Origin of the sequence: Arthrobacter rhombi (genome assembly GCF_900163545.1) — a bacterium.
GTDB classification, from domain to species: domain Bacteria; phylum Actinomycetota; class Actinomycetes; order Actinomycetales; family Micrococcaceae; genus Arthrobacter_H; species Arthrobacter_H rhombi_A.
Map to the genome: position 1 here is coordinate 37,265 of NZ_FUHW01000002.1, position 25,814 is coordinate 63,078.

21 protein-coding genes and 1 pseudogene are annotated in these 25,814 nt (G+C 64.3%); 7 read left to right on the top strand and 15 right to left on the bottom strand.

What is annotated here, in order from left to right:
- Positions 1-4: 4 nt before the first annotated feature.
- Positions 5-1,321 (top strand): tRNA guanosine(34) transglycosylase Tgt, encoded by a 1,317-nt coding sequence (gene tgt, locus FM101_RS00400; protein ID WP_086993889.1) that lies wholly within the window; start codon positions 5-7, stop codon positions 1,319-1,321.
- On the opposite strand, the gene FM101_RS00405 is transcribed toward tgt, so the two are convergent.
- Genes FM101_RS00405 through FM101_RS00415 form a run of 3 tightly spaced genes read right to left on the bottom strand, consistent with a single transcriptional unit; the run spans position 1,318 to position 4,427 of the window.
- Entirely contained in the window at positions 1,318-2,988 is a 1,671-nt protein-coding gene (locus FM101_RS00405; RefSeq protein ID WP_086993827.1) for a DUF6297 family protein, read from the bottom strand. The genes tgt and FM101_RS00405 overlap by 4 nt on opposite strands.
- Complete coding sequence (locus FM101_RS00410; RefSeq protein WP_086993830.1) at positions 2,985-3,674, bottom strand: ABC transporter ATP-binding protein; 690 nt, start codon at positions 3,672-3,674, stop codon at positions 2,985-2,987. Before FM101_RS00410 ends, FM101_RS00405 begins: the two co-directional genes overlap by 4 nt.
- A 24-nt stretch (positions 3,675-3,698) precedes the next feature.
- Complete coding sequence (locus FM101_RS00415; protein WP_086993833.1) at positions 3,699-4,427, bottom strand: queuosine precursor transporter; 729 nt, start codon at positions 4,425-4,427, stop codon at positions 3,699-3,701.
- Positions 4,428-4,586: 159 nt separating this feature from the next.
- Here FM101_RS00415 and FM101_RS00420 point away from each other — a divergent pair, with 159 nt between their 5' ends.
- From FM101_RS00420 to FM101_RS00430, 3 genes are all read left to right on the top strand, one after another.
- Entirely contained in the window at positions 4,587-5,300 is a 714-nt protein-coding gene (locus FM101_RS00420; protein WP_086993835.1) for a TetR/AcrR family transcriptional regulator, read from the top strand.
- A 9-nt stretch (positions 5,301-5,309) separates the two neighbouring features.
- Positions 5,310-6,137, top strand: coding sequence for a hydroxymethylpyrimidine/phosphomethylpyrimidine kinase (locus FM101_RS00425; RefSeq protein ID WP_086993838.1), 828 nt, complete (start codon positions 5,310-5,312; stop codon positions 6,135-6,137).
- A gap of 441 nt (positions 6,138-6,578) precedes the next feature.
- Positions 6,579-9,938, top strand: a complete 3,360-nt coding sequence (locus FM101_RS00430; protein WP_086993841.1) for a S8 family peptidase — start codon at positions 6,579-6,581, stop codon at positions 9,936-9,938.
- Positions 9,939-10,050: 112 nt separating this feature from the next.
- Here FM101_RS00430 and FM101_RS00435 read toward each other — a convergent pair whose 3' ends face one another.
- Genes FM101_RS00435 through mmsB form a run of 3 tightly spaced genes read right to left on the bottom strand, consistent with a single transcriptional unit; the run spans position 10,051 to position 13,399 of the window.
- Complete coding sequence (locus FM101_RS00435; RefSeq protein WP_086993844.1) at positions 10,051-10,869, bottom strand: enoyl-CoA hydratase/isomerase family protein; 819 nt, start codon at positions 10,867-10,869, stop codon at positions 10,051-10,053.
- Positions 10,866-12,464 carry an aldehyde dehydrogenase family protein gene (locus FM101_RS00440; RefSeq protein WP_086993847.1) on the bottom strand — a complete coding sequence of 533 codons (1,599 nt, stop codon included), beginning with the start codon at positions 12,462-12,464 and terminating at the stop codon, positions 10,866-10,868. The genes FM101_RS00435 and FM101_RS00440 overlap by 4 nt, the downstream gene beginning before the upstream one ends.
- Complete coding sequence (mmsB, locus tag FM101_RS00445) at positions 12,461-13,399, bottom strand: 3-hydroxyisobutyrate dehydrogenase (protein ID WP_086993850.1); 939 nt, start codon at positions 13,397-13,399, stop codon at positions 12,461-12,463. The genes FM101_RS00440 and mmsB overlap by 4 nt, the downstream gene beginning before the upstream one ends.
- 131 nt (positions 13,400-13,530) lie before the next feature.
- On the opposite strand from mmsB, the gene FM101_RS00450 reads away from it, so the two are divergent.
- Positions 13,531-14,439 carry a LysR family transcriptional regulator gene (locus tag FM101_RS00450; RefSeq protein WP_342744330.1) on the top strand — a complete coding sequence of 303 codons (909 nt, stop codon included), beginning with the start codon at positions 13,531-13,533 and terminating at the stop codon, positions 14,437-14,439.
- 67 nt (positions 14,440-14,506) lie between these two features.
- Here the strand turns inward: FM101_RS00450 and FM101_RS00455 are convergent, their stop codons facing one another.
- From FM101_RS00455 to FM101_RS00465, 3 genes are all read right to left on the bottom strand, one after another.
- Positions 14,507-15,895: an MFS transporter gene (locus FM101_RS00455; RefSeq protein ID WP_086993853.1), complete on the bottom strand. Its 1,389-nt coding sequence runs from the start codon at positions 15,893-15,895 to the stop codon at positions 14,507-14,509.
- A 213-nt stretch (positions 15,896-16,108) separates the two neighbouring features.
- Positions 16,109-16,609: a PepSY domain-containing protein gene (locus FM101_RS00460; protein ID WP_158225982.1), complete on the bottom strand. Its 501-nt coding sequence runs from the start codon at positions 16,607-16,609 to the stop codon at positions 16,109-16,111.
- Positions 16,610-16,899: 290 nt separating this feature from the next.
- Positions 16,900-17,349, bottom strand: a complete 450-nt coding sequence (locus tag FM101_RS00465; protein ID WP_198962463.1) for an Lrp/AsnC family transcriptional regulator — start codon at positions 17,347-17,349, stop codon at positions 16,900-16,902.
- Between the two features lie 110 nt (positions 17,350-17,459).
- Between FM101_RS00465 and FM101_RS00470 the strand changes: the two genes are divergently transcribed.
- Complete coding sequence (locus FM101_RS00470) at positions 17,460-18,101, top strand: LysE family translocator (RefSeq protein ID WP_086993861.1); 642 nt, start codon at positions 17,460-17,462, stop codon at positions 18,099-18,101.
- 160 nt (positions 18,102-18,261) lie between these two features.
- Here the strand turns inward: FM101_RS00470 and FM101_RS00475 are convergent.
- From FM101_RS00475 to FM101_RS00490, 4 genes and pseudogenes are all read right to left on the bottom strand, one after another.
- Positions 18,262-19,308: pseudogene (locus tag FM101_RS00475) on the bottom strand (type I restriction endonuclease).
- A gap of 33 nt (positions 19,309-19,341) precedes the next feature.
- Entirely contained in the window at positions 19,342-20,532 is a 1,191-nt protein-coding gene (locus FM101_RS00480) for a thermonuclease family protein (protein ID WP_086993864.1), read from the bottom strand.
- A gap of 62 nt (positions 20,533-20,594) precedes the next feature.
- Entirely contained in the window at positions 20,595-21,764 is a 1,170-nt protein-coding gene (locus tag FM101_RS00485; protein ID WP_086993867.1) for a thermonuclease family protein, read from the bottom strand.
- 291 nt (positions 21,765-22,055) lie between these two features.
- Positions 22,056-22,682, bottom strand: coding sequence for a TetR/AcrR family transcriptional regulator (locus FM101_RS00490; RefSeq protein WP_086993869.1), 627 nt, complete (start codon positions 22,680-22,682; stop codon positions 22,056-22,058).
- Positions 22,683-22,824: 142 nt separating this feature from the next.
- Here FM101_RS00490 and FM101_RS00495 point away from each other — a divergent pair, with 142 nt between their 5' ends.
- Positions 22,825-23,829 carry an NADP-dependent oxidoreductase gene (locus tag FM101_RS00495; RefSeq protein ID WP_086993872.1) on the top strand — a complete coding sequence of 335 codons (1,005 nt, stop codon included), beginning with the start codon at positions 22,825-22,827 and terminating at the stop codon, positions 23,827-23,829.
- Between the two features lie 56 nt (positions 23,830-23,885).
- On the opposite strand, the gene FM101_RS00500 is transcribed toward FM101_RS00495, so the two are convergent.
- Positions 23,886-25,187 carry a Y-family DNA polymerase gene (locus FM101_RS00500; RefSeq protein ID WP_086993875.1) on the bottom strand — a complete coding sequence of 434 codons (1,302 nt, stop codon included), beginning with the start codon at positions 25,185-25,187 and terminating at the stop codon, positions 23,886-23,888.
- Positions 25,180-25,578, bottom strand: a complete 399-nt coding sequence (locus FM101_RS00505; protein ID WP_086993895.1) for a LexA family protein — start codon at positions 25,576-25,578, stop codon at positions 25,180-25,182. The genes FM101_RS00500 and FM101_RS00505 overlap by 8 nt, the downstream gene beginning before the upstream one ends.
- Positions 25,579-25,814 lie beyond the last annotated feature (236 nt).

Below are 25,814 nucleotides of genomic sequence, written 5' to 3' on the forward strand. Positions count from 1 at the left end.
CGACGTGACGACCACCGCCTCCGCCACCGGGGCGCCGCCGTCGGCCCCTTCAACCGTTGCGGAGCCGCATCCACGCCAAAGCGCGTTCGGCTTCGATGTCGGCACCCGGCTGAAGAACGCCGATGGGTCCCCCTCGCTGGGACGTACCGGCACCATCCGCACCCCGCATGGGGACATCCGCACCCCGGCCTTCATTGCGGTGGGGACCAAGGCCACCGTGAAGGCCGTCCTGCCCGAAGCCGTCTCCGACCTCGGCGCCCAGGCGGTGCTGGCCAACGCCTACCACCTGTACCTGCAACCCGGCGCGGAGATCCTCGACGCCGCCGGCGGTCTGGGGGCGTTCATGAACTGGCCCGGCCCCACGTTCACCGACTCGGGGGGCTTCCAGGTGATGAGCCTGGGCTCGGGGTTCAAAAAGGTCATTGACATGCAGGGTTCCACCGCGGCAGGCGGTGACGATCAGGTCGCTCCCGGCAAGGAACGCCTGGCCAACGTCGACGAGGACGGGGTCTGGTTCAAATCCCACCTCAATGGCGACCGACACCGCTTCTCCCCCGAGATTTCCATGGGCGTGCAGCACCAGATCGGCGCGGACATCATGTTCGCCTTCGACGAGCTCACGACCTTGCATAATTCGCGTGGCTACCAGGTCGAATCCCTGGAACGGACCCGACGCTGGGCCGAACGCTGCATCATCGAACACTTCCGGCTCACCGACGAACGCGAGCCCAAGCCCTACCAAGCGCTCTTCGGGGTCATCCAGGGCGCCCAATACGAGGACCTGCGGCGCAAGGCCTGCCGCGACCTCGGGGACATGCCCTTCGATGGATTCGGGATCGGCGGCGCCCTGGAGAAAGAGAACCTGGGGACCATCGTCGGCTGGTGCTCCGAGGAACTTCCCGAAGACAAGCCCCGGCATCTGTTGGGCATTTCGGAACCCGATGACATCTTCACGGCCATCGAGAATGGTGCCGACACCTTCGACTGTGTCTCCCCCACCCGGGTGGCCCGCAACTCGGCGTTCTACACGGCCAACGGCCGCTTCAACCTCTCGGGACGGCGGTACCGCGCCGATTTCACCCCCTTGCAGGACGGCTGCAGCTGCTACACCTGCACCCACTACACCCGCGCCTACATCCACCACCTGTTCAAGGCCAAGGAACTGGTCAGCCACACGCTGATCTCCATCCACAACGAATACTTCGTGGTCTCGTTGGTGGATCGGGCCCGTGAAGCCATCGAAAACGGCACGTTCGCCGACCTGAAGGCATCGACATTGGCCGCCTACTACGCTGGCGCCCCCGACCCGCAGGGGCTCTAGGCGGATCGCCGGCGGTACGTTCCGGCGAACCATCCGCCCACCCCGAGGCCCGTAGCAAGCACCAGGAGCACGGCAGGTGCCGCGGCACCCAGCACTGCCAGCAGCAACGGGAGGACGGCGATCAGCATCAGTTCCAGCCCGTGGACGGCATGGCCCATCAGTGGTCCGGCACCCCGGCCGAACATTTGGCGTTGCAGCACCGCATCCCACTCCAGTTCGGGCCGGTAGGCCAACCGCAAGGCTCCTCCGGCCACACCGATTCCGCCCAGGGCACCGATGCCGGCCAGCAGGATCCACTGGCCCGGCGCCCCCGGCCCGGCCAGCGCCCAGCCCAGGATGGTCCCGGCCAGTGCACCCCAGACGCTCGACACGATCGCGGGCAGCAGTCCGTGAGCCCGGCGTGTGGTGGCCGCGTCCAGAGGGAGCAGGGAGTCCAGGCCGGGCACCCGGGCCGCTTCGGCGGCCGCGGCTCCTGCGGCCTGGCCGGCCAGGGCTGCCGCCAGCAGGATGGCCACACCCAGCACGACCGCGGTGCCTCCACCGTGGGCGGTCACGGCCCCGGCGAGCAGGGCCAGGCTGATCAGCAGTCGTCCCGCCACCGAACCGCTGCGCAGCAGGACGAGGGCTTCGGCGCGCAGCAGTGCCCGGACCGGGGAGCCGGTGAAGCGCACGGGCATCACGCGGGGCCAGAGGTCACGGACGTGGCTCCGCCGGCGGGGCCCGCGGGCGAAGGAACCCACCAGTGAGCGGGCGTCGAGCAGGGCCAGCGAGTTCCCGGCCTGGCCGCTGATTCCCCCGGCCTCGAGGAGCTCGGAAGTGGGGATCCGGCCCAGCAGCGGGCGCACCACCATCCACCCCAGGATGGCGACCAGCAACAGGATCGCGGGGATGGCCCAGCTGCCCGTGGACGGCCAGGCCGACGGCAGGCCCGCCCAGACCCCGGGCGTCAGGAACCGTGCCGTTCCTGCGGTCCGGGTGATCGCATCCACGGCGTAGGCCAGGACGATCAGAACCCCCAGCATCCGTAGCCCCCGCCCGATGACCCGGCGCATATGCAGGACCTGCCCGGCCGCCACCAGGAGACCGACCACGACGAACTCGGCGCCCAGGGTGAGGCTGCCGGCGGCCAGTTCGTCCAGCGGCGGGCCGGAGTATCCGTTGCGTGAGGCGGTTCCTGCGGAGAGGCCCAGCGGCAACCACAGAACGGCGCCGGCGATAAAGATCCAGCCCAAACGGTTCCGCAGTTGTCGGGCCAACAGTGGAACCCGGTCCACCGGGAGTGAGAACCACCAGAGGCCCTGCGCACGGTCCACGGCCACCGGCCCCATCCGACTCAGGATGGAGGCCACCGCCACAAGAGCCAGCAACAGCAACACAGATCCGGCGTCGGCCCCCGGGACAACGGCGAGACCCTCACGCACCAGTGATTCGGCTGCCGCCTCCCGCAGACCTTGGGCCAGGAATTGGACCAGTCCCAGGGCGAAGGCCAGCAGGATGACCACCCCGAAGACGGTGATGTAGATATCGCCCCAGCGGTCATATCTTTCGGCCCACCGATGTTCCCGGCGGAGCCGGTGGGTCGCCCCGACCGGGTCGAACCCCGAGGGTGGACCGTCAGGTACCCAGGTCGGCAGGGACGGCGCCGGCCCCGCTGGGTGGCTGCTCATGCTCCGCCGATGGCCGCGGCGCCTTCGGCTGCGCTGGCGAAACGCAGTCCGCCATCGACGATCAGACACTGATCCACCACCGTAGTGAGCAGGATGGCGTCGTGGGTGACCAGCAGGACGGCCCCGCCATCATCGATCCGGGCTCGCAGCCGGACGGCGAGTTTCGCACGCATCGGCGGGTCCAGCCGTTGTTCGGGCTCGTCCAGTACCAGCAGTTCGCTGGGGCGGATCATTCCGGCAGCCAGCAGCAGACGACGGCGTTGGCCCGAGGACAGTGCCCCGGGCAGGGCATTCCTCGCGGCACTGAGTTCGAAGAACTCCAGTTCGCGTTCCACCGCTTCCTGGCCGTCCGGGACATCGTGGCCCGAAGCGATGAGCTGCAGATGTTCCTCGACGGTAAGCGAATCGAAGAACGCGTCTTCGTCGAAAACTGCGGAAATCAGGCGCCGGTGGATATGGGAGGTGTCGTCGGTGAAGACACCCAGCACCGAGGTCTGGCCGGATAGCGGGGGCTGGCGGCCGATGAGGGTCCGCAGCAGGGTGGACTTCCCGGCGGCATTCAGGCCGACGATGCCCAAGGCATCTCCCCGGCAGAACACCAGGTCCAGGGGTCCGCAGACCTCGAATTCGTCATAGCCGGCGACCAGTTCCCGGGCGGTCAGCAACGGAGCCTCCTGCGTATTCATACCGCCCAGCGTACCGGCGTCGGCTCAGCTCAGCATCTGCCCGTAGGTCGGCTCGTGACGTTTGAACCAGCGGATCACCAGCGTGGTGATCGGTACGAAGAGGAACTCCACGCCCGTCTTGTAGACGAAGCCGACCAACACGTAGTTGATGAACTGGCCGGCGTCGTCGATCCCGATCACCGAGGCGGCGATCGAGCAGAAGATCAAGGTGTCGGCGAACTCCCCCACCCCGGTGGAGCCCATGAGGCGTCCGACCAGCCCCTTCTCCCCGAAACGGTCCTTCATCTTCACCAGGACATAGGAGTTCAGTGTCTGGCCGACCAGGAACCCGCACAGCGAGGCCCCGACGATCCGCCAGACGGGGCCCAGCGTTTGTTCCAGCGCCTCTTGTCCGGGGTAGAAATCCGCGGAGGGAAGCATGATGATCACCCAGAAGCAGAACGTGGCAAAGGCTGCCAGCAGGAAGGTGATGACGATCGCCCGGCGGGCTGCCTTGAAGCCGTAGACCTCGCTCACGACGTCGCCGAGGATATAGGCCAGGGGGAAGAGGAAGAAGCCCCCGTCGGTGATGATCGGCCCGAAGCTCACCCCCTTGGTTGCCCCGATATTGGACAGGATCACCACGACCGCCATCAGGGCCAGCACAGCTGAGAAGTACGGGCTCCCGGCGGAGGCGAAAACGGCCTGGCGGGTACGTCCCCGCGTCGGTTGGGTGGGCAGGGTGTTGACGGGGTCGCCTGAGGTGGCGCGCATGAGGTGGTTCCTATTCTGGAAGTGGTTCGCCAGGCAGGGTGCTCCGGGTTTCCCCGGGTCCGCCGCCCGCTGTATTAGCACTTGACGCCTCCCATTCTCCCATGTCTGCCCAGAAAGGCGTGTTTCTGCCGGATTCCCCGGCAACAGCATATTTTGAACATGTTCAAAACTTGCTATGCTGGGCTGCACCCCGGCGATGGCGAGGAAATGATGGAGCCGAAGACCACTAAATCGGCCCTCACCCGCGCACGGATCCAAGATGCCGCCCTCACCCTGTTCTCCCGAGAGGGGTTTCACCGCACCACGATGCGCGCCATCGCTGCGGAAGCCGGGGTCTCCCCGGGCAACGCCTACTACCACTTCGCCTCCAAGGAGGACCTGGTCCAGGAGCTGGCCCGCGGCCTGATCGATGAACAGCTGCGGGCCGCACGACCACTGCTCCTGTCGGGCAATAACCTGCAAGACAACATCCGGATCGTCTTGGATGCCGCCGTGGATGTGGTGACCCCGTTCCACGATTTCGGTTCGGTGCTGATCCGTGCGGCCATGAACCCCGATACCGCAGCGACTGCGGACGTAACCCGGGCCAAGGAGTTCTCCCTCTGGCGTCAGGCGGTCGCCGCGTCGCTGCCCCGACCGCCCCTGGCGATCCGCGGCGATCTGCCGGAACTGCTCTGGCTGGTCCAACGCGGCCTCATCATCTTCTGGGCCTACGACTCCTCGCCCGACACCGCCCGCAGCCGTCGGCTGGCAGCAAACGCGGCGGCCTTGATGGCCCGCCTCGCCGTATTGTCCCGGCTGCCGGTGGTTCGGCATATCGTCGATGACGTCATCGGGGTCGTGCGCAACGTACAACGCGATGAAACAACCTAAAATAGGAAGATGACTTCCACGCAACAGCATTCTGCCCCGGCCATCACCCTGACCATCGCCGGCTCCGAAGCCACCGGTGGGGCGGGCGCGCAGGCCGATCTGAAGACCTTCCAACAGCTGGGAACCTTCGGGATCGCCGCGTTGACCTGCATCGTCTCCTTCGACCCGAAGCAAGGATGGGATCACCGCTTCGTTCCCGTGGAACCCCAGGTGATCGCCGACCAGCTCGAGGCCATCCAGACCTGCTATTCCGGTCAACTCGACACGGTGAAACTGGGCATGATGGGTAGCCCGGCAACGATCGACACCGTGGCTACGGCCCTGCGCTCGCAGCAGTGGAAGAACGTCCTGCTCGATCCCGTGCTGATCTGCAAGGGCCAGGAGCCAGGACATGCCCTGGATACCGATCAGGCCCTGAAGTCCACGCTGTTGCCTGTGGCCACCTTCGTCACACCGAACCACTTCGAGGCCGAATCCCTGTCGGGGATCACCATCAGCAACGTTGAAGACCTCGAACGTGCAGCGCGCCTGATCCATGAGGCCAGCGGCGCCGCGGTCCTGGCCAAGGGCGGCATCCGTTTGGCGGGCACCGATGCCGTCGACGTCTTCTACAACGGAACGACCACCGAGATCCTCTCCACCCCCAAGATCGGAGAAGTCGCCGTTTCCGGGGCCGGATGCTCATTGGCCGCCGCCGTCACCGCCGAGCTGGCCAAGGGGGCCAGTCCTCTGGAAGCTGCCCGCAGCGCCAAGGCCTTCGTCACGGCAGGCATTGAGCACCGGATGGCTTCCCATGCCCCCTTCGATGCTCTCTGGCAAGGTGGTATCAGCGCCTGACCGTCGCAGGGAATCTCTCGTGGCGACGACACCTCATCGAGGAGTCGTCGCCACTTTTTTTGGGCCGCCGCACCGTCGCTGCCGCCTATTTATCGAAGAGTTTCCGCGCTAGTCGACGTCAATTGTGTTCACGTGACATGAGCTTGTTAAAAGTTTGCGAACACTCCCCCTCGGAGCACGCTGCGGCGACCTACCGGAGCCAGCCGTGTCATAGACCCGCTCCAGCTACCGGACGGTACTGGACGAGAGCCCGCGGAACCGTTTCTCACTCATCACGTTTTTGACATGAAAACCGCGTCAACAGCGCGGTTCGGGCGCAGAGAAAACTCTAAAGCAACTCCTTGACTTGTGACGACACTCACTTAGGCTATGGCGTGGGGCGCACGGGGTTAATAGCCCCGATGATGCCCCTAAGCCGCCCAATCGGTTACAAGGAGCATCATGAATCACTCGCATCGGCCACGGCTGGCCCGTTCCGTCGTGGCTGCGGTCTCGGGTATAGCCCTGGCTGCCACCATGTCGGTTCCGGCCAACGCCGCACCGAAAGACATTAATTCAACCCCCGGAAGCCAAGCACAGGCCTTCGGGGGTTCTTCATTGGATCAACAGGACATCAAGACACTGCAGGACCTGAAGGTTTCGGGCCCGATGGTGAGCAAGAAGGGCGAGGTCACCGCCTACGTCCAGTTCAGTGGCGAAGGCGCCTTCGCGGCGACCCAGCCCTCGAACGTCGCCCGCAGCAAGTCGACCCCGGTCAAGAACAAGACCAAGGTCAAGCAGATCCGCAAGAACATCGAATCACAGGGTGCTTCTGCGGCGAAGGCCTCCAAATCCAAGGTCGTCTACACCACGACGAACGCCCTTCCCGGTGTCGCCTTGCGCGGCGACGCGGACGCCCTGCGCGCCCTGTCCAAACGTTCCGACGTCGTCAAGATCACTGCCGTCGTCCCGAAGTCCCCCACCAATAAGGGCTCGGTCGTTGACACCAAGGCACTCAACGCGTGGTCCGGTCTGGACCAGACCGGCGACGGGGTCACGATTGCCGTACTCGACACCGGTGTCGACTACACGCATGCTGACTTCGGTGGACCCGGCACGGTGGAGGCGTATAAGAAGGCGCAGGCCTCCGATGACCTGCCCAGCGCCGGCTCGGGCCTGATCGATCCGGATAAGTTCATCGGCGGTTGGGATCTGGTCGGCGACGACTACAACGCAGATCCTTCCTCCCCGACCTATCAGCCCGTCCCGAAACCGGACGCCAACCCGCTGGACTGCCAGGCCGCAGGCCATGGCACCCACGTCTCCGGCAGCGCCGCCGGTTACGGTGTGGGCGCCGACGGCAAGACATTCGACGGCGACTATTCCAAGCTCGACGCCAAGTCCGTCTCCTCCATGAAGATCGGCCCCGGCTCGGCACCGGAGGCCCAGCTCGTGGGCATCCGCGTCTTCGGCTGCGGAGGTTCCTCCTCCGTGGTGGGCCAGGCCTTGGACTACGTCCTGGACCCCAACGGCGACGGCGATTTCAGCGACCGCGCGCAGATCGTGAACATGTCACTCGGCTCGGATCATTCCCCCGTGGATGATCCGGAGAACGACATCGTTGATGCGCTGGCCGAATTGGGAATCCTTTCGGTCGTTGCTTCAGGCAACGCCGGTGACGTGACCGACGTCGGCGGCTCGCCGGGCAACGCCCGATCCTCGCTGACCGTGGCCAACACCGTGGGCTCGAAGATCACGCTCGACGGTGCCAAGGTCCTGGCTCCCGAGGATGTGGCCGGCACCGCTGCCGGACAGTACTCGGCCAGCTTCGACTACACCGACGCCTCCAAGGAGCAGCTCACCGGCGAGGTCGTCATGGCCGACTCCTCGAATAAGTTCGGTTGCGACGCCTTCCCGGCCGACACCGACTTCGACGGCAAGTGGGTGTGGATCCAGTGGGAGGAAAATGGTGACTTCCCCTGTGGTTCGGCAGCCCGCTTCAACAACGTTGAGGCCGCCGGCGGCGCAGGCGTCGTCCTTGATTCACCGCGGAGCGTGTTCGACGCCGGAATTGCCGGCAATGCCACGATTCCGGGAATCCAGCTAAATAAGGACTACTCCGAGAAGCTTCGTCCGGCTGCCGAAGCCGGCACCCTGAAGCTCGAGCTCGATCAGGACCTCATCGGGACCGCCTCCGGCGAATCCGGTGCACTGGACACCCTGAACTCCAGCTCGTCACGCGGCGTCCACGGTTCCAACGGCGTCGTGAAACCCGACGTCGCAGCACCGGGCACGCTCATCGGCTCGGCAGGCGTGGGTACCGGCAACGGTCCGGCCGTGATGACCGGAACCTCGATGTCCACCCCGCTGACCGCGGGCATCGCCGCCCTGGTGGCCGGTTCAGGGAACTACAGCGCCTACCAGGTCAAGTCGAAGGTGATGAACACGGCAACTGCCGATGTCACCGCCGATAACGGCGAGACCTTCGGCCCGAACCGCGTCGGCTCCGGCCGCGTGATCGCCGATGCGGCCATCAAGACCCCCGCCTACGCGTTCGCCACGGATGCACCGGACCTGACGACGCTCTCATTCGGCGTCGTGGAGATGGGCAAGAAAAAGATCAAGAAGACCAGCTCGATCACCGTACAGAACACCTCCAAGTGGACGCAGCATTACCGCTTGGACTACCTGCCCTCGACCACGATCCCCGGTGCTTCGTACTCACTGAGCACCGATAAGGTCAGCATCCAGCCGGGCAAGTCCAAGAAGGTCAAGGTCACCCTGACCATCAACCCACAGAAGTTCGCCAAGACCATGGATCCGACGATGGAGAAGCAGCAGCTGGGCCTGAACCGCCAGTACCTCGCCGACGCCACCGGTCGCATCGAGCTCACGGCCAAGGGCCAGCCGGCACTGCGGGTACCCGTTCAGGCAGCCCCCAAGGCTGCCAGCAACATGTCGGTGAAGGGCAAGAACATCAAGACCAAGAAGGGCAAGGTCACCGCACCGGTGAAGCTCAAGGGCCAGGGCCTGCTCACCGGCAACGGTGACGAGCGTGTCCTGTCACTGGTCTCGGCGTTCGAACTGGGCGCTACCAGCAAGAAGCTGCCCAAGTCCGCCGACGAGATTCCGGGGGCTCGCGCCATGGATCTGCAGTACGTCGGGGCCGCTTCAGATGCCCCGTCCAACGGCATCTCCGACGGTCTGCTGAACTTCGGTATCAGCACCTACGGGAACTGGGCCCACCTGGCTGGCGGCACGGAGATCAACGTGGAAATCGACACCGACGGAGATGGCAAACCCGACTTCGTCACGTTCAACACCAATGTCGATGGGCTCGACCTCGATCTGGCAGCAACGCAGGACCTGAAGACCGGTGAGCAGGTCGACCTGTGGCCGACCAACGGCCTGACCGGTGAGACGGACTCCAACACGTTCGACACCAGTGCGGTGAGCCTGCCGGTTTCACTGGATGCGCTGGGAGTGACCGAGGATTCCTCGGGTCAGGTCCAGTACCGGGTCAGCACATGGAGCCAGTACAACGCCGATGAGTCCGGGGCCCAGGTCCCGGTCGATACCACCGATTGGATCGCGTACAACACTGTCGACCCGGATCTGTGGTTCGAAGGTGCCGGAACCGGGACGGCTTTTGCCGACCTGCCGGGCCAGAAGCTCACGGCACACGTCCAGGACTACTCCAACGCCTTCCCCCAGAAGAGGATGATGGCGAAGAAGAAGGACAACCAAGAGCAGGGCTTGTTCCTGCACCTGCATAACAAGACGGGCAAAAAGGCCCAGGTCGTGACCTTCACCAAGAAGTAGCGACTCTCGCGAAGAAGGGCCGGCGGATTTCGATCCGCCGGCCCTTCTTTCATGGGTTCCTGCTTATTGCACTGTGTCCATCTGCCCGGCGTTGCCGCCGGATGCCGGCCTCTCAGCGGCCGGGGCGCCAACCGAAAGCGGGATCACGGCGTTCCAGGAACGCTGCCACGCCTTCGTCGATATCGGGTCCCGCAGCCATTTGGGTCCAGGCCGCTTCCCAGGCACCGGCCAATTCCGCGGGATCCGTTGCCGGGTCCGCAGCCTGGTCGATCAGGGCCTTGGTGGTGTGCATCGAATACCGTGAGCGTGCCGTGAGCTCCGAGAACAGCTCCCGGACCGAATCCTCGAATCCCTCCGCAGGCACGACTTCGGCGACGAGCCCCATGTCCCGGGCCCGCTGGGCCCCAAAGGTGCGCGCGCTCATCAGCACATATTTCGCCGTGGCCGGGCCCAGCAGCCGCACCAGCCGGTCAATGCCGGCCCGCGGGTAGATGATGCCCAGTTTGGCCGGGGTGATCCCGAAGGAGGCATCGGTGGAAGCGAGGATGAAGTCACAGGCGGAAGCCAACTGCCATCCCCCACCCATGCAGTGCCCCTGCACGACGGCGATGGTCGGCTTCGCGACCCGGGCCAGGGCCTGGTCGGCAGCGGTGAGATGGTCGGTGCTCCCGTCGTCGTCCAGGATGACGTCGCGCAGTTCCCCGATGAATACCCCTGCGCTGAAGGTTCCTCCAGCCCCGCGCACGGCGACCACATCCACGTCGGTACGGGCGTCCAAGTCGGCTGCGGCGGCGGCGATGCCCCGGCACATGCTTCTGGTCAGGGCGTTGCGCTTGGCGGGGTTGGACACCATGATCGTGCCGACCCCGGCGTCGATGCTGACGGTGATGCCGGCGCCGGACGGCGTTGAGCTGCCCTCGGGGGTGTTCATGACCTGGTGCTGGCCGGACGGAGTTTCACGTTGATCTGCTTGGTCTGGGTGAAGCCCTCGAGCATGCCTTCCAAGGAGACTTCGCGCCCCATGCCCGACTGCTTATAGCCGCCATAGGTCTGTCCGACCACCTGGCCTCCACCTTGGTTCACTTGGACCCACCCCGCCTGGAGTGAATGTGCGGTGTCCAAGGCGCGATCCAAATCGTGGCTGAAGACGTAGGCGGCCAACCCGAAGTGGGTGTCGTTGGCCATCTCGATGACTTCTTCGCGGGTGTCGAAGGGGATGGCCATGAGTACTGGCCCAAAAATCTCCTCACGGGCCAGCCGGAAGTCGTTGCGTCCACCGCCGAAGACGGTGGGGACATGGTAGAAACCACGGGTCAGTCCCCCCTCAGAGGGTGCACTGCCGCCCAGAAGCGTCTGGAGCCCGTTGAGCGAGCGTCCCTCGTCGAGGTACTCGGTGATGCCGGCATGCTGCTTGGCGTTGATGACCGCGCCCATGTCGCTGGCCTCGTCGAGCGGGTCACCGACCTGCATGGCCCCCAGGCGGGGCACCAGCTGCGACAGCACGTCGTCGTACACGTCGCGGTGGATGAACAGGCGTGAACCTGCGGTACAGCTCTGGCCCTGGCGGGCGAAGCGCGAAGCGAGCAGCAGCTGGTCGATCAGCTGGTCGTCCACGGCGTCGGGAAAGACGATGGAGGGGTTCTTTCCGCCGAGTTCCATGGACATATGAGCCAACCGCTCCCCTGCCTGGGCTGCGACCCCGCGGCCGACTTCGGTCGATCCGGTGAAGGAGACCTTATCCACCCCCGGGTGCTTGGCCAACGCGTCGCCGATGACCGACCCGCGGCCGGTCAGGGCGTTGAGGACGCCTGCGGGGAGGTGCCGGTTGCAGACCTCTGCCAGTTTCAGGATGGTCAGCGGGGCGTCATCGGCTGCCTTGAGGATCACCGTGTTCCCTGCCGCCAATGCTGCGGGGATCTTGAAACCGGCAATCATCAGCGGCGAGTTCCACGGCAGGATCGCTGCCACGACGCCCAGCGGTTCCCGCCGGGTGTATTGCAGCTGGTCATCCCCGGCCGGCAGGGTCGTGCCCTTGGATTCGCCGGCGACACCGGAGAAATAGCGGAACAAGGCAACCAGTGTGGCAACCTCGGGACGGGCCTGAGTACGGATGGCATTGCCGGTATCCAGGGCGGTGAGCCGGGCGAATTCTTCGGCTTCTGCCTCGATGTCGTCGGCGATCAGGGCCAAGGGGCGGGCCCGCCGGGTGAAGTGTTGGGCGGCCCATCCCCCGAAGGCCTGGCGCGCGACGCCGACCACCCGTTCGACGTCTTCCACGGTGGAGGCGGGGACCCGGGCGATCACCGAATCGCGCAGTGCCGGGTTGGTGACATCACGCCACTCTCCCGAGAGCGAATCCACCCGTTCACCGCCAATCCACTGCGGCCAGTCCAGGATGTCTGCGCCCGAGGAACCGGAGGTCGCCACGGAGGTCCCTGCCGCCTCGTTCGTTGCCGCGCGGGCGGCCAGCTGACGGTCGACGTCGGCGGAGCCGGTGGGGGTGTTCGTGTTGGTGTTCTGGCTCATGCTGCGCCTCCGATGGTCGATGTACGGTTGTCGCCGGCACTGCCCTGATGGGTGCCGTCGACGAGCTGGACGATGGCCGAACAGTCCAAGCCCTGCTTCCCATCCTGCATCAGAGTCGCGAACATTGCCGAGACTTGTTCGGCCAACACCAGCGGAGTGTTGGTCTGGCGGGCTGCCGAGAGGGCCAGGTTGATGTCTTTATGGGCCAGTTCGGTGGTGAAAGTGGGGGCGAAATCATTATTGGATGCTGCCGTGGGAACGACGCCGGGCAGCGGGTACCAGGTCCGCAGGGCCCAGCTGTCCCCGGAGGAGACACTGGCAATATCCCAGAAGACCTTCCGGTCCAGCCCGAGCCGATCGGCCAGCACGGCTCCCTCCGAGGTCGAAGCCAGATTGATGAACAACATGAGGTTATTGCAAATCTTGGCTGCCTGTCCGGTGGTCGGCCCACCAGTGGGGATCACGTTCCCGGCCATCGGCTCCAGGTAGATTCCAGCGTCCTGTACGGCATCGTTGCTCCCGCCCACCATGAAGGTCAGCGTGCCGGCTTCGGCTCCGGAAATGCCACCGGAAACGGGGGCATCGACAAAGCGGTTCCCGTGGGCTGCTGCCGCTTCGTGCAGGGCCTGCGCCGATTCGATGTCAATCGTGGAGGAGTCCACCAGCAGCACATCGGTGGCGACGCTTTCCAGGATGCCCCCCTCGCCGAGGTACACTGCCCGGGCATGATCGCCCTTGGGAAGCATCGTGAATACGACATCTGCACCGTCGATCGCCTCGGTAATGCCGGCCGTAGTGACCACGCCGTTTTCCGCGGCAGAAGCCATCGCCCCCTCGTCGAGATCGAAGCCGCGCACCTCATGGCCTGCCTTGATGAGGTTGGCCGTCATGGGCCCGCCCATATGTCCGAGCCCGATCCATCCAATAGTCGCCATGGCCAATCTGCCTTTCACCGCTGAGTCAGAGGGGGTCCCCACCGTCTATGACCAGCATCACATGATGCTAAGGTGCACTCAAGCACGAAAAAGGCATAAGTGTTGTGCAGGAATGCACATCAAGAACGGATATGAGCGCCATGAACAGGTCCCCGAGTCCCGACGATCTGCTCATCCTGCTGACGGTGGCGCGGCTGGGTCGCTTCACCGCGGTGGCCGAAGCGCTGGACACCACACACACCACGGTCTCCCGCCGCATCGCCGCATTGGACCGGCAGCTCGGTGGCCGGACCCTCGATCGAACCTCCACGGGCTGGGAACTGACCGATCTGGGCCACCACGCGCTCCGGGCCGCAGAAGCGATCGAGTCGAGCCTGACGGCACTCAAATCGGCAGTCAGCCGACGCGGGGAGGCAGTATCCGGCGTCGTCCGCGTCCACGTCTCGGACGCCTTCGGCGCCTACATCGCCGCACCGGCGATCGTGCGACTCCAGCACGAGCACCCGGGATTGAAGGTCGAGCTGCTCAGCGCCACGCGCCGGGCCAGCCGCAACCGTTCGGGCGTCGATTTGGAAGTGGTCGCCGGACGGGTGGAGGATTCACGCGCCGAGGTCATGGTCCTCGCTCAATATTTCCTACGCCTGTTCGCCAGCTCCGGATACCTGCAGGAAGCCGGAAAACCTTCGACCTTGGGGGACTTGGACGGCCACCGTTTCGTCTCCTACGTTGACTCGGAACTGCAGGTCGCCGAACTGGACTACCGCTCTTCCGGCCTGCCCGTGCCTGCGGCCGCTTTCCAGGCCACCAGCATCTTCGCTCAGCTGCAGGCCGTCCGCGCCGGTGCTGGCATCGGCATGGTGCCCTCCTATGTGGTTCATCAGGATCCGGGATTCGTTCCGGTCCTGGCCGATACTTTCGAACGCCGCATCACCTACTCGGCGGTGGCCCGCTCGGAGTCACTACGCTCGCCGGGCGTGCAGGCTGTGGTCGGGGCGTTCATGGCCGAGGCGCGGGACCGGCGCGAGGCGCTCTGGTCCTGACACGGGAATCGCCCCACCCCTCACGGGGGTGGGGCCATTCCACCGGATGCCTTTCCTGCACCGACGGTTAGCGGGTGCCAGCCTCCTTTTTGGCGGCGGTGGCCTGCAGGGCCGCCGTACCGTCGGCATCGGCCTGATCGATATCCTGCAGCGATACGCCGCGGGTTTCCTTCAGCAACAGCACCGATACGGCGGTGATGGCACAGGCGATGAGCAGGTAGATCGCCACCGGCACGGAGGAGGAATACTTCTCCACCAACGCGACGGCGATGATCGGGGCCAATGATCCGGCGATGATCGACGTGACCTGATAGCCCAGAGAAACCCCTGAGTAACGCATGCGGGTCGGGAACATCTCGGCCATGATCGCCGGCTGTCCGGCATACATCAGCGCATGGAAGCACAGGCCGATGGTCACCGAGGCCAGGATGATCCAGTCGTTGCCGGTGTCCATCATCGGGAAGGCGAAGAAACCCCAGGTGGCGCCGGTGATGGCACCGAGCAGGTAGGTCGGCTTGCGCCCGATCGCATCGGAGAGCCGCCCTACCTGTGGGACAACGAAGAAGTGCACGACGTGTGCCAGCAACAGCATTGAGAGGATATGTGAGGTCTCAATATCGACGATGACCTTCAGGTAGGTGATGGAGAACGTCACCACGAGGTAGTAGAGGATGTTCTCGGCGAAACGCAGGCCCATGGCGGTGAAGACACCGCGGGGGTAGCGCTTGAAGACCTCGAGCACGCCGTAGCCGACGTTCTTGTTCTGTTCGATCTTCTTTTGTTCCTCGAGGAAGATCGGCGCATCGGAGATCTTGGTCCGGATGTAGTACCCGATCAGGACGATGACCGCCGAGAGCCAGAAGGCCACGCGCCAACCCCAGCCGAGGAAGGCCTCCTCACTCAACACGAAGGAGAGGAACAGCAGGACGCCGGTGGCCAGCAGGTTGCCCAGCGGAACTGCCGCCTGGGGCCAGCTGGCCCAGAATCCGCGTCGGTCATCCGGGCTGTGTTCGGCAACGAGCAGGACGGCACCGCCCCATTCGCCGCCCACCGCGAAGCCCTGGATGAAACGCAATACCACCAGCAGGATCGGGGCGCCGTAGCCGATGACGTCGAAGCCGGGCAGGCAACCCATGAGGAAGGTCGCGACACCGACCAGAATGATCGAGAACTGCAGTAGCTTCTTGCGGCCGAACTTGTCTCCGAAGTGGCCGAAGACGATGCCGCCGATGGGCCGGGCGACGAAGCCAACGGCGTACGTCAGGAACGCTTTCATGATGCCGTCGAGGTCTGAGTTCGAGTTCGGGAAGATCAGGTGGCCGAACACCAGGGTGGAGGCCGCGGCGTAGAGGAAGAATTCGTACCATTCCACGACGGTGCCTGCCATCGAGGCGACGACCACCTTCTTCAGGCCGGATCCCAGCTGTTGTTGCCCGGCTGGCTGTGGTGCCGCCATGTTATTACTCCTCAAATCGACGCAATGTTCGAGAATGCACGACAGGGCACGCACGTGATGCGCGCCACTTTCGAGCGTGTCTGAGTATTAAAGGGTAGGGCCGCAGGAGCAACGAATATTCTCGTTCAGCGGCTCTGCATTCCTGCACGTCGGCGGCAGGCCATGAAACGGCCTGCCGTCGCGAGGGGCCGGATGACACCCCCAAAGATACTGCTAGTCATCAGAGTCCTTGGAGTTCGTGATGACGTCTCCGCTGCGGGCATCGATCTGTACCTCATGCTTGGCGCCGTCACCGTCGATCAGATCGCCTTCCCAGACGGTCGTCCCATGCTCGTCATCGAGACCGAGTTCGGCGATGCGGGCCTCGGGAACGGCATCACGGAATTTTGCTGCCGCTTCCTTGAAGTCCACCGTGGCGGCATCGACGCGTTTCTGGTGCTTCTTCTTGTCCTGGGCGTCATCGCTTTCCTCGGTGGGCGAGCCGATCACACTGCCGTCCTCGGCGGAGATGCTGACTTCGTGCTCGGTGCCATCGGAGGTCACGACCTGCACTTCCCATTGCGTCTCGTTGTTCTCGGTTTCAAGGGAGATCACTGTGCTGTCCGGCACCTCCTTGAGTGCGGCATCGCCAGCGTCCTCCAGCGAAACGCTCTGGCTGTCGGATCCACTACTCGAAGCTTCCGCCCCAGCGCCCGAATCCGAGGATTGAGTCATGGCCGGCTGACTGGAGGAAGTGGCTTCTTGGCTTGAGGCATTGGGGCTCTCAGAATCGGAGCCAGTACCTGAACAACCAGCCAACGCGAGCATCGTCACCGCCGAGACCGCGACGAGCTGCCGGGGTCCGCGCCATCGCGCCACGGCAAGCGGTGATGTTGTTTGCGAGGTTTCACGATTCTTGGACATTTTGCCCTCCACTACTCACGGTGCTTGAACGAGCCACCGTACGCTGCCTCCCCGACAAACTTCCAGCTATTTCACTGCTGGCTGGATATACCAGCTTGTCCCTAGACCGGAAGCTCCCCGGCCCCCTTGAGGCTTTTCATCACGATCGTCGACGTCAGCTTCTCCACCCCGGCCAGGCCCACCAGGACGTCATCGTAGAACTGTTGGTAGCTGGGGAGGTCCGTGGCCATGACCTTGAGCAGGAAGTCCGGTTCGCCGAACAGTCGAGAGCCCTCGACGATTTCCGGGATCGAGGCGACCTCGTCCTCGAAGGCATACATGTTCTGCCGATCCTTGAGTGTCACGAACACCAGTGCCTGGAACCCCAGGCCGATCCGGGGTGCGTCGAGGATCGCCCGATAGCCGGAAATTGCTCCGGCTGCTTCGAGATCGCGAAGCCGTCGATGACACGGCGCAACAGTCAGACCCACCTCTGCGGCCAGTGCTGTGACGGTCATGCGTCCATCGTCTTGGAGCAGACGCAAAATATTTCTATCAATGTCGTCAATCACGCAAGAACCGTATCGTACGACGCGCATATTCCTTGAAAATCAGTAAGCACTTTTGGGTTCGAGTTTCCTAAGCTTTCTTCAAGATCGCCACCACCACCGAGGAGCCCGTCATGGACCCCCAGCTGATCCTTGGATTCGCAGCCATATCCGTCGCCTTGGCCCTGACGCCGGGCGCCGACTGGGCGTATGCGATTTCTTCGGGGCTCAGCGGCCGAAGGATCGCTCCCGCCGTAGGGGGTTTGCTCAGCGGCTTCGTGCTCCACACCCTGCTCATCGTCGCGGGGCTGGCGGCATTGGTGATTGCCATGCCCCAGCTCCTGGCCACGCTGACTCTCATCGGCGCCGCCTACTTGATCTGGCTCGGCTTCACCACGACCCGGTCATGGCGCGATGCCGGATACGCCAGCGCTGCTGAGGGCGCCCAGTCCCCGCCCGGGAACGGCAGCAGCTTCCTACGGGGCCTCGGCACCAGCGGGACCAACCCCAAGGCACTGTTGCTCTACCTGGCCCTGATCCCCCAGTTCATCGACTTGAATGCCGGTCTTCCGGCGCCGGTCCAGACCGGCATCCTGGGGATCTCCCACGTGTTGGTATCCGCCGTCGTCTACACCGGGGTCGCGCTCGGGGCGAGGCGGCTTCTGGCCAGCCGGCCCGCAGCCGCCCGCATCGTCACCCTGGCCAGCGGTGTGATCATGCTAGGTCTAGGTGCCCTGCTGCTCGGCGAACAAGTACTCACCCTCACGGCAGAGTAGTCACGGCCCGGTTGCCGTGCCCCGAGGAACCTAGCTCCTGGCACGTCTGCTGAGACGCCAGCCATGACAACTCACTACCGGCCCATTGACTCTAGGGAACTGCCCTAGAGCGATGAGAACGCCCCCGGCACTCGTCCTCGTTTGCCCATCTTCGTTGGGGTCACGCTGCTGCCGTGTCGTGACGATCAGCTGTTTCGCGCAGCTTGTCCGCATAGTCGTAGATCTCGTCCAGCGACGTGATCGGATGGCGCGTTTCGACCTTATTGTCGTCGAAGACGCCGAGATACTTCTGCGACCTGTTGAAGTGGAGCCTCGCTATGGTCCGGCGGTTGTTGTCATCCAGGAGAACCGCGAAATAGGATTTCGCGTCTCGGTACACGACACGATGTGGCTTGACGTTGCTGCAAACGATGGCCCTGACGATTTGGAATCCCTCGAGTTCTTCAAAGGTCGTCTCGATGCCGTCATGGGCCAGGTCCTCTGCAACAACTTCTTCGCTGGTGACCGACGCCGCCAGTTCTTGTTCCGAAGCGCCACCGCCATTGGAGGTGTCTCTGAGCGCCGCCTTGAGTCGGTCGTTGACTTGGTCGCTCAGGAACTGTCGGGAAGCCTTGTTCACGAGCCCGGTGAACTGTTCCCGAACTCTCGCAGTGAATGCACCGTCGTAAACCTGCCCGGTCAGAAGTTTGATCCAACTTTCATCTGGCTCCTGAAACTGACGGGCTATGACGCGTTTAAGCTGTCCGATGTACTTCAATTCCTCGGCCGAGCTAATGATCGAGTCCACATCGAAAACGTCTCGGGACAGTTTGCTCAGTTCCGGAACGAGCGTTTCGTCGATGTCATTCAAATCAAGGATGAGGAAGGGTTTCGAGTCCATGCGGTTCGGTGCGTCCAAATCCGTCTAGAAATGGTAAACCTCACCATTCGTCAAGATCGCGATCCGTGCTGATGTAGCAGCGAAATACCGGAACAGCTGCGACGCGTTTTCTGCCGTCAGCCCACCGGACGACCGCTTGCATTCAACAAGGATCTGGACTTCACCATCATGGACAATGGCGTAATCAATCTTTTCGCCCTTCTTGATCCCCACATCGGCGGTGAATTCCGGGATGACCTCCAATGGGTTGAAGACGTCGTACCCCAACACTGTCGAGATGAAAGGCATGATGAAAGTGTTTATCCGTCTGTTCAGCTTAGCCAGCATCACAGACGAATAGCTGCCGGAGTGCCGGCTGAATCAGGGACAGGGCTTCCAGGTCCTGCCACCGGGGGCATAGCAACGAGGTCCGGTATACCCCGGATAGGGGTTGCTGGTCTTCTTCGGCACCGTCTTGGTTGTGGGGCGAGGGGCCGGCGCTCTCCGGGTTTGCCGGTTCGCCGCCTCCCGGTCTGCTTTCTCTTGGGCCGCCTTGACTTGGGCAGCTTGCCGGGCCAGGCGCTGCTGTTCGGCGATCCGGGCCTTCTCCCGGCGTGCCGCTTCGGCGACCGCTGCCTGGCTCGCTGCGGCAGCCTTCTGTGCAGCTGCCGCCGCGGCCTTGGCCTCTGCCTTCTTCCGCGCTTTTGCCTGGGCCCGCACGGTCGCTTCGTGTTCCTGAGTGGCTAGAGCCTTTTGGCGCTTCTTCAAGACAGTTTGGTGTTTCTTAGCGGACGTCTTGGCTTGGGAAAGCCGCGGAGCCAGCTTCCCGGCCACCAGGGAACCCACGACGGATCGGACTGCATGACCAGAGTCGTCGGCCCGATTCAGCAGCACATCGGCAGCTGTTCCGGCAGCAAGGGCCGTCGTCGCCCCGGTGAGAAGCCCCGCCGCTTCGGCAGCAGTTTCGGCAGTCGCCGCCGGAACCGCCCCGAGCTGCTCGATAGCCGATTCAACCTGGCTGGGGACGGTGCAATCCACCGCTGCACTGAACAGTCCGGTTTCCCCCTCAAGCGCTTCCTCCTGGGCCGCAAGGACTGCGGCATGGAAGCGGTGGTTGGGTTCGAACAGCACGGCAACTCCGAGTCCTTCTCGGGCGATATCCGCATTGATCAGTTCATCATCGATGTAGACCCCTGCCAAGGTGCGATCGTAGCGGTCGGTACGTTCGACGTCGTACTCCAGGTGGACACCGGTCCCGGCGGGAAGTCGCTGGCGGAGGTAGTCGCTGGCTTCGGGGCCCAAGCACTGCACGGGAGTGTTCGGTTTCTTCGTCTCGGGGGTGTCCACATTCAGCAGGCGGATGGTCTCCTGGCTTCCGTCGACCGAGGCCACGAAGGTATCTCCGTCGATCACCCTGACGACGGTGGCATCAGCCCCGGAATGGGACGGAGAATTCATGGCCTCCGGGCCGTCGGAGGTGCATCCCGATAATGCGACGGCCACCACCAGCCCCACGGCAACCAGCGACTGCTTCCACCCCGACGATAAAGCCACCGAATTACGGACCATCATTGGGCTCCCCCAGGCTTGCCTGCACGCTTCGAATACTTGAAAGTACCACCTGGCCCGAAGGATTACGGCTTTTTGTTCTTGCCGCCCCCGTCATGGTCCCGGCCGTGCCTCTCTTCCTTCTTCTCCTTCTTCTTGGCTTCTTCCTTCTTTTTCTGCTCGGCCTGCTTTTTTTCCTCGGCCGCCTTGCTCTTCTTTTCCTCAGCCTTCTTCTGGGCTGCCTTGCTCTTTTCGGCGGCCTTGCTCTTCTCAGCAGCCTTGCTCTTCTCGGCGTCGGCTCTGGCCTTTTGCGCTGCCTTGGCACGTTCCTGGGCGGCGCGGGCTTCTGCTGCCCGTTCGGCGGCGGCACGCTCGGCGGCTTCGCGCTCTGCGGCGAGCTTGGCTTCTTCCTTCTTCTTCTTCTCTTCGGCCTTCTTCTTGGCCACCAGCTTGGTGTGGACGCCTTCGACCTCGCCCAAACGCTTCTTCGCCGCGCTGACGGTCCCGGAGATTTCCTTCTCCCACCGGGCCTTCTCGGAGGCATAGACCACTGCCTGCGCGGTACCTTCTGTGACCTTCATACCCGTCAGCGAGTCCTTGGCCGACTGGCCGTCCTTGACTACTGATTTCAGGTCATCGATCATGTCCTCGGCCGACTCCACACTGCTGGGCGGGGCCTTGGAAACGGACTTCATCCGCTCCATGGCCGGTTCGACCGTCGCGGCAATGGTGCACTTATTGGAACCGTCGAACAATCCCTTGCCGTTCTCTTGGGCCGCATCCTGGGCCTCCAGAACACGGTCGTAGTAGGGGTTGTTGGGGCTTTGCTTCTCGGCAACGGCGAAACCGGCCTTCGCGACGTCCGCATTGACGAAGTTTCCGGCGGAGAACGCGGCAGCCTTATTATTTCTGCGCTTGGGGGGCATATCGTCGTCGTATTCGAGGCGGACCTTCTTGCCCTCCGGCAGCATGGTCTTCAGATTTTCGGTCGCCTGATCCCCGAGGCATTCGGCATCGTCACCACCGACCGGAGACAGAACGTTGAGCAGGTCGACGGTTTTTTCCTTGCCATCGACCTCGGCGATGAAGGTATCACCGTCGACCACACGCACGACCACACCGCCGAATTCCGGGACGTGGTTGTCCTTGAAGTTGATGCGGCAGCCGGCCAGGGACGTCGTGACGACGAAGATTCCAACGACGACGGCCGCTACCCTCTGCAAGGGGCGGTTGTTCAAGAGCGATGGTTCCACCATGCGCTGGCCTCCAGTGGGTTGCGGGTGGTGTGGCCACGGAGCGTGGACTACCGAATGTAGTGCCACCTACCGGGTTAGGCCAAGGCCACCCAACAAGTACGACGGCGACCCCGGTTGGGGGCGCCCGGATCCATTGTCCGAGGTGCGCCATGAGCGCTGCTGGTTGCGGAGAGGCGGGATGGTTCCCGTTTCCGCGCATCCCGGGCGTCGGAGCAGGGCGCAGCCGGGATGGCTTTCCACAAGGATTTTACCGTGGATCCGCCAACAACCCCGCATCGGCGTTTCGGATTGCTAGCAAGAGCCGGGAGTTGGCGCGGCGAAAGCCGCCGCGGAGCGCAGCGTGGCGGCAGCCTCTTCGGGGTTGATCCGCGCCAGAGTCATCCCGGCCGTCAATAAGGCGAACAGCAGACGAGCGCGCCCGCCGATACGGGCTGCCCCCGCGGGTCCGGCCCCACCTGCCACGGCGAGGCCCGCGGCACTTCCTGGCTGGTCACGACGCAGGGCAGTGGCGAAGGCCTCGGTCACTTCGACCCGGTAGGCCTCCATGGCGGCACGCACCGTTTCGTCACGACTATTGCGTCCCGAGGAGGCGGTGAGCAGCAGGCATCCCCGCTGGGGGCCCTCGCCCCCGCCCAGGGCCTCGGCCAGTGAGTCGAAGTAGGTGCCGAGACCGGTGGCCCCGTCCTCGGCAGAGACGAGGACCTCGAGACGGGGACGGACCACCTGGTCCAGGTAGCTTTGCACCGCCGCGTCGAAGAGGCCCCGTTTGGAGCCGAAAGCGTTGTAGATGCTGGAGCGGCCCAGCCCGGTGGCCCGCTCCAATTCGGGCATGGACGCGGAGTCGTATCCGGCGATCCAGAAGACGTCGCGGGCCGCCTGGATGACCTCGTCCATGTCGAATGCCTTGCTCCGTGCCACGTGTCTCCTCCCGGCCCCAGCGGCCCCCTCGGCATTGCGCTCGGGGTGAACTTCGCCTCAAAATGTTTATTTTGTATCAATCGTTCCAATATTCTAGACCCATCGCAGAACGCGATGCCACCTACCCCAAGGGAGTAGTCCCATGACTTCCAGTACACAGATCCAGCTCGCCAAGCGTCCCACCGGCTGGCCGGACCACGAAAACTTCCGCACCGCCGTTGTCGATCTCCCGGCGCTGGCCGAAGGCGAGGTCCGCGTCTCCAACGAGTTCATGTCAGTGGACCCCTACATGCGGGGCAGGATGAACGAGGGCAAGTCCTACGTTCCGCCGTTCCAGGTCGGGGAGGTCATGAATGGCGGTGCCGTCGGCCGCGTCATCGAGAGCCGCGATGAGACCCTGGCCGTGGGTACCCCGGTCCTGCACAACCAGGGCTGGCGCGACCTCGCCCAGGGCCCGGCCTCCGAATTCCGGGCCGTGGAGGAACTGCCCGGCCTTGCGCTGTCCGTCTACCTGGGCACCCTGGGGATGACCGGTTTGACCGCTTGGGTCGGCCTGCTCGAAATCGCCGGGATGAAGCCGGGCGATACGGTCTTCGTGTCCGGCGCTGCCGGCGCCGTCGGCTCCATGGTCGGCCAGATCGCCCGCCTGAAGGGCGCCGCCCGGGTCATCGGCTCGGCGGGTAGCCAGGAAAAGATCGACCTGCTGACCTCCAAATACGGTTTCGATGCCGCCTTCAACTACAAGGACGGCGATATCGCCGGGCAGCTGGCAGCAGCCGCGCCCGAAGGCATCGACGTCTACTTCGACAATGTCGGGGGCGAACACCTCGAAGCGGCCATCGGCGCGATGAACGACGGCGGCCGCGTGGCACTGTGCGGGGCCATCTCGCAGTACAACGCCACCGAGCCGGGGCCCGGCCCGCGGAACATGGCCAACCTGGTCACCCGCGGCCTGCGCCTGCAAGGCTTCACCGTGGGGAACTACGCACAACACCTGGGCGCCTTCGCCGAGCAGGCCGGGGCTTGGGTTGCCGCCGGCGATCTCGTCTTCGACGAGACGGTGGTCGACGGGCTGGAGAACGCGGTCGATGCCTTCCTGAGCCTGATGCGCGGTGGCAATACCGGCAAGATGGTCGTCAAGCTCTAACAGCCACAGGTCGATGACCGGTCCCGGCTCCTTGATCTCCTGGAGCCGGGACCCCTTCATGCGGAGACCACGGGCAGGTCGGACCATTCGGTGGTGTAGCGGGGGGAGGCGAATTCGCGTTTCATCGTCCAGGCCGCGGGCTCGGCCAACCCGGCATGGCCCAAGCCGATTGCCGCTTGGCCGAAGCGGGCCCGCACATCCCCGAGCAGCGTCCCCATCTGCCGCTCCTCCCCCTCCGCGGCAAATGTGTCGAAAGCCTCCTGACCGGCTGCCGATTCCAGTCCTGAGAACACGACCCCGGCCCGCACGTAGCGGGTCTCGGGGACCAGGCGTTCGCGCATGGCAGCAACGGCGGTCCGGGTGAGCACGATGGGATCCTGCGTCGGCGCCGCCAACCGCACGGTCACCACCGGGTTGGCCCCGGGTTGACCCGATTGGCCGGCGAAGCGGCTGACCCCGGCGCTGACGGTGAGCATCGTGGCCCGCAGCCCCTCGGCGGCCATCCGTGCGGCTCCTCGTTGGGCGTAGAGGGCCATCACCTGGTCCATATCCGAGGCCGTGGTCACCGGGGTGGAGAAGCTCCTCGAGAACATGATTTGCGCCTTATCGGCTCGCTCCTCGACCTCGGGAATGCACGGTGTGCCGTTGAGTTCAAGGACGGTGCGTTGCAGCACCACCGAGAACTTTTTGCGGATCATCAGCGGGTCGGCAGCCCGCAGGTCGGCGATCGACTCGATCCCCAGGGCGTTGAGCCGTTGCCCGTTCCTGGCCCCGACGCCCCACAGCCCGGTGACTGGAACCCGTGATTGAATGCGGTGGACCTCCTCCGGCGGGACACTATCCAGCGAACACACCCCACCCAAGCCTGGGTTGCGTTTGGCCACATGGTTGGCGAATTTCGCCAACGTTTTCGTCGGCGCGACCCCCACACAGACCGGGACACCGACGTTCCGCCAGACAGCTTCCCGGATCTGGCGGGCAGTGTCGCGCAGCGATGCCTCGTCCCCCGGCAGTCCGATGAACGACTCATCGATCGAGTAGACCTCCTGCCAGGCCCCGAACCGTCCAATGACTTCCATGACACGGGCCGACATATCGCCATAGAGTTCGTAGTTGCTGGACCGAGCGACCAACCCCGTTTCGTGAGCACTGCCGGCGACCTGGAACCACGGGGTGCCGGTTTTGATGCCGAGTCGTTTCGCTTCGGGTGACCGGGCAACCACGCAGCCGTCATTATTCGAGAGCACGACGACGGGACGTCCTTCCAGCCGCGGGTCGAAGGCCCGCTCGCAGGAGACGTAGAAGTTGTTCACATCCACCAGGCCAATGCGCCCGCGTCCGGGCCCCGGCTCAGACATGGTGCAGGCAGCGGGTGACCACACCCCAGACGGTGAGGTCCTCCAGCGCTTCGACCAGGACCGGCCGGGTTGAGGGGTCGTCGGTATGCAAAGAGACTCCGCCGGCATCGATGCCCAGCCGCCGGATGACCATTTCTGCTTCCAGGACGGCGATGACGACCCGGCCGTCGCGGGCCGGTAAGGAGCGGTCCACAATCACCTCGTCCCCGTCGCAGATCCCCGAGGCGGCCATAGAGTTCCCCGCGACCCGCATGATGAACGTGGATGTCCGGTCACGGATCAGATGCCGGTTCAGGTCGATCCCGCCGTGGAAGTAGTCGCGGGCCGGGGACGGGAAGCCGCTGGCCTGGCGTTCCGCCGTGGGCTCTCCGCTCACATCGTCTCCGGGCATGGTGCCGGCCGGCGGGACATAGACGGGATCCTGACCGAACACGACAACCCCTTAATAGAACAAAGATTCGATGACCAGCCTAGCATCGGATACCTTGGTTCCCGAGCCGTTCTCGGGCACCAAAAAACCGGCCCCGATCGTGGTGATCGGGGCCGGTTTCGGTCGCTGTGCGAAGCCTAGGTGTATTGACCACGGACGTTGGTAACGCTCCGGGGTAGTTGAAATAGGGAAGACCT

What these genes read in the sequence shown, in the direction of transcription:
- FM101_RS00505 (WP_086993895.1), bottom strand. Translation starts at nt 25,578, where the DNA reads ATGCCCGGAGACGATGTGAGCGGAGAGCCCACGGCGGAACGCCAGGCC.
- FM101_RS00485 (WP_086993867.1), bottom strand. Translation starts at nt 21,764, where the DNA reads ATGGTGGAACCATCGCTCTTGAACAACCGCCCCTTGCAGAGGGTAGCG.
- FM101_RS00415 (WP_086993833.1), bottom strand. Translation starts at nt 4,427, where the DNA reads ATGCGCGCCACCTCAGGCGACCCCGTCAACACCCTGCCCACCCAACCG.
- FM101_RS00480 (WP_086993864.1), bottom strand. Translation starts at nt 20,532, where the DNA reads ATGATGGTCCGTAATTCGGTGGCTTTATCGTCGGGGTGGAAGCAGTCG.
- FM101_RS00500 (WP_086993875.1), bottom strand. Translation starts at nt 25,187, where the DNA reads ATGTCTGAGCCGGGGCCCGGACGCGGGCGCATTGGCCTGGTGGATGTG.
- FM101_RS00410 (WP_086993830.1), bottom strand. Translation starts at nt 3,674, where the DNA reads ATGAATACGCAGGAGGCTCCGTTGCTGACCGCCCGGGAACTGGTCGCC.
- FM101_RS00495 (WP_086993872.1), top strand. Translation starts at nt 22,825, where the DNA reads ATGACTTCCAGTACACAGATCCAGCTCGCCAAGCGTCCCACCGGCTGG.
- FM101_RS00470 (WP_086993861.1), top strand. Translation starts at nt 17,460, where the DNA reads ATGGACCCCCAGCTGATCCTTGGATTCGCAGCCATATCCGTCGCCTTG.
- FM101_RS00460 (WP_158225982.1), bottom strand. Translation starts at nt 16,609, where the DNA reads ATGACTCAATCCTCGGATTCGGGCGCTGGGGCGGAAGCTTCGAGTAGT.
- mmsB (WP_086993850.1), bottom strand. Translation starts at nt 13,399, where the DNA reads ATGGCGACTATTGGATGGATCGGGCTCGGACATATGGGCGGGCCCATG.
- FM101_RS00420 (WP_086993835.1), top strand. Translation starts at nt 4,587, where the DNA reads ATGTTCAAAACTTGCTATGCTGGGCTGCACCCCGGCGATGGCGAGGAA.
- FM101_RS00440 (WP_086993847.1), bottom strand. Translation starts at nt 12,464, where the DNA reads ATGAGCCAGAACACCAACACGAACACCCCCACCGGCTCCGCCGACGTC.
- FM101_RS00405 (WP_086993827.1), bottom strand. Translation starts at nt 2,988, where the DNA reads ATGAGCAGCCACCCAGCGGGGCCGGCGCCGTCCCTGCCGACCTGGGTA.
- FM101_RS00425 (WP_086993838.1), top strand. Translation starts at nt 5,310, where the DNA reads ATGACTTCCACGCAACAGCATTCTGCCCCGGCCATCACCCTGACCATC.
- FM101_RS00435 (WP_086993844.1), bottom strand. Translation starts at nt 10,869, where the DNA reads ATGAACACCCCCGAGGGCAGCTCAACGCCGTCCGGCGCCGGCATCACC.
- FM101_RS00455 (WP_086993853.1), bottom strand. Translation starts at nt 15,895, where the DNA reads ATGGCGGCACCACAGCCAGCCGGGCAACAACAGCTGGGATCCGGCCTG.
- FM101_RS00430 (WP_086993841.1), top strand. Translation starts at nt 6,579, where the DNA reads ATGAATCACTCGCATCGGCCACGGCTGGCCCGTTCCGTCGTGGCTGCG.
- FM101_RS00450 (WP_342744330.1), top strand. Translation starts at nt 13,531, where the DNA reads ATGAGCGCCATGAACAGGTCCCCGAGTCCCGACGATCTGCTCATCCTG.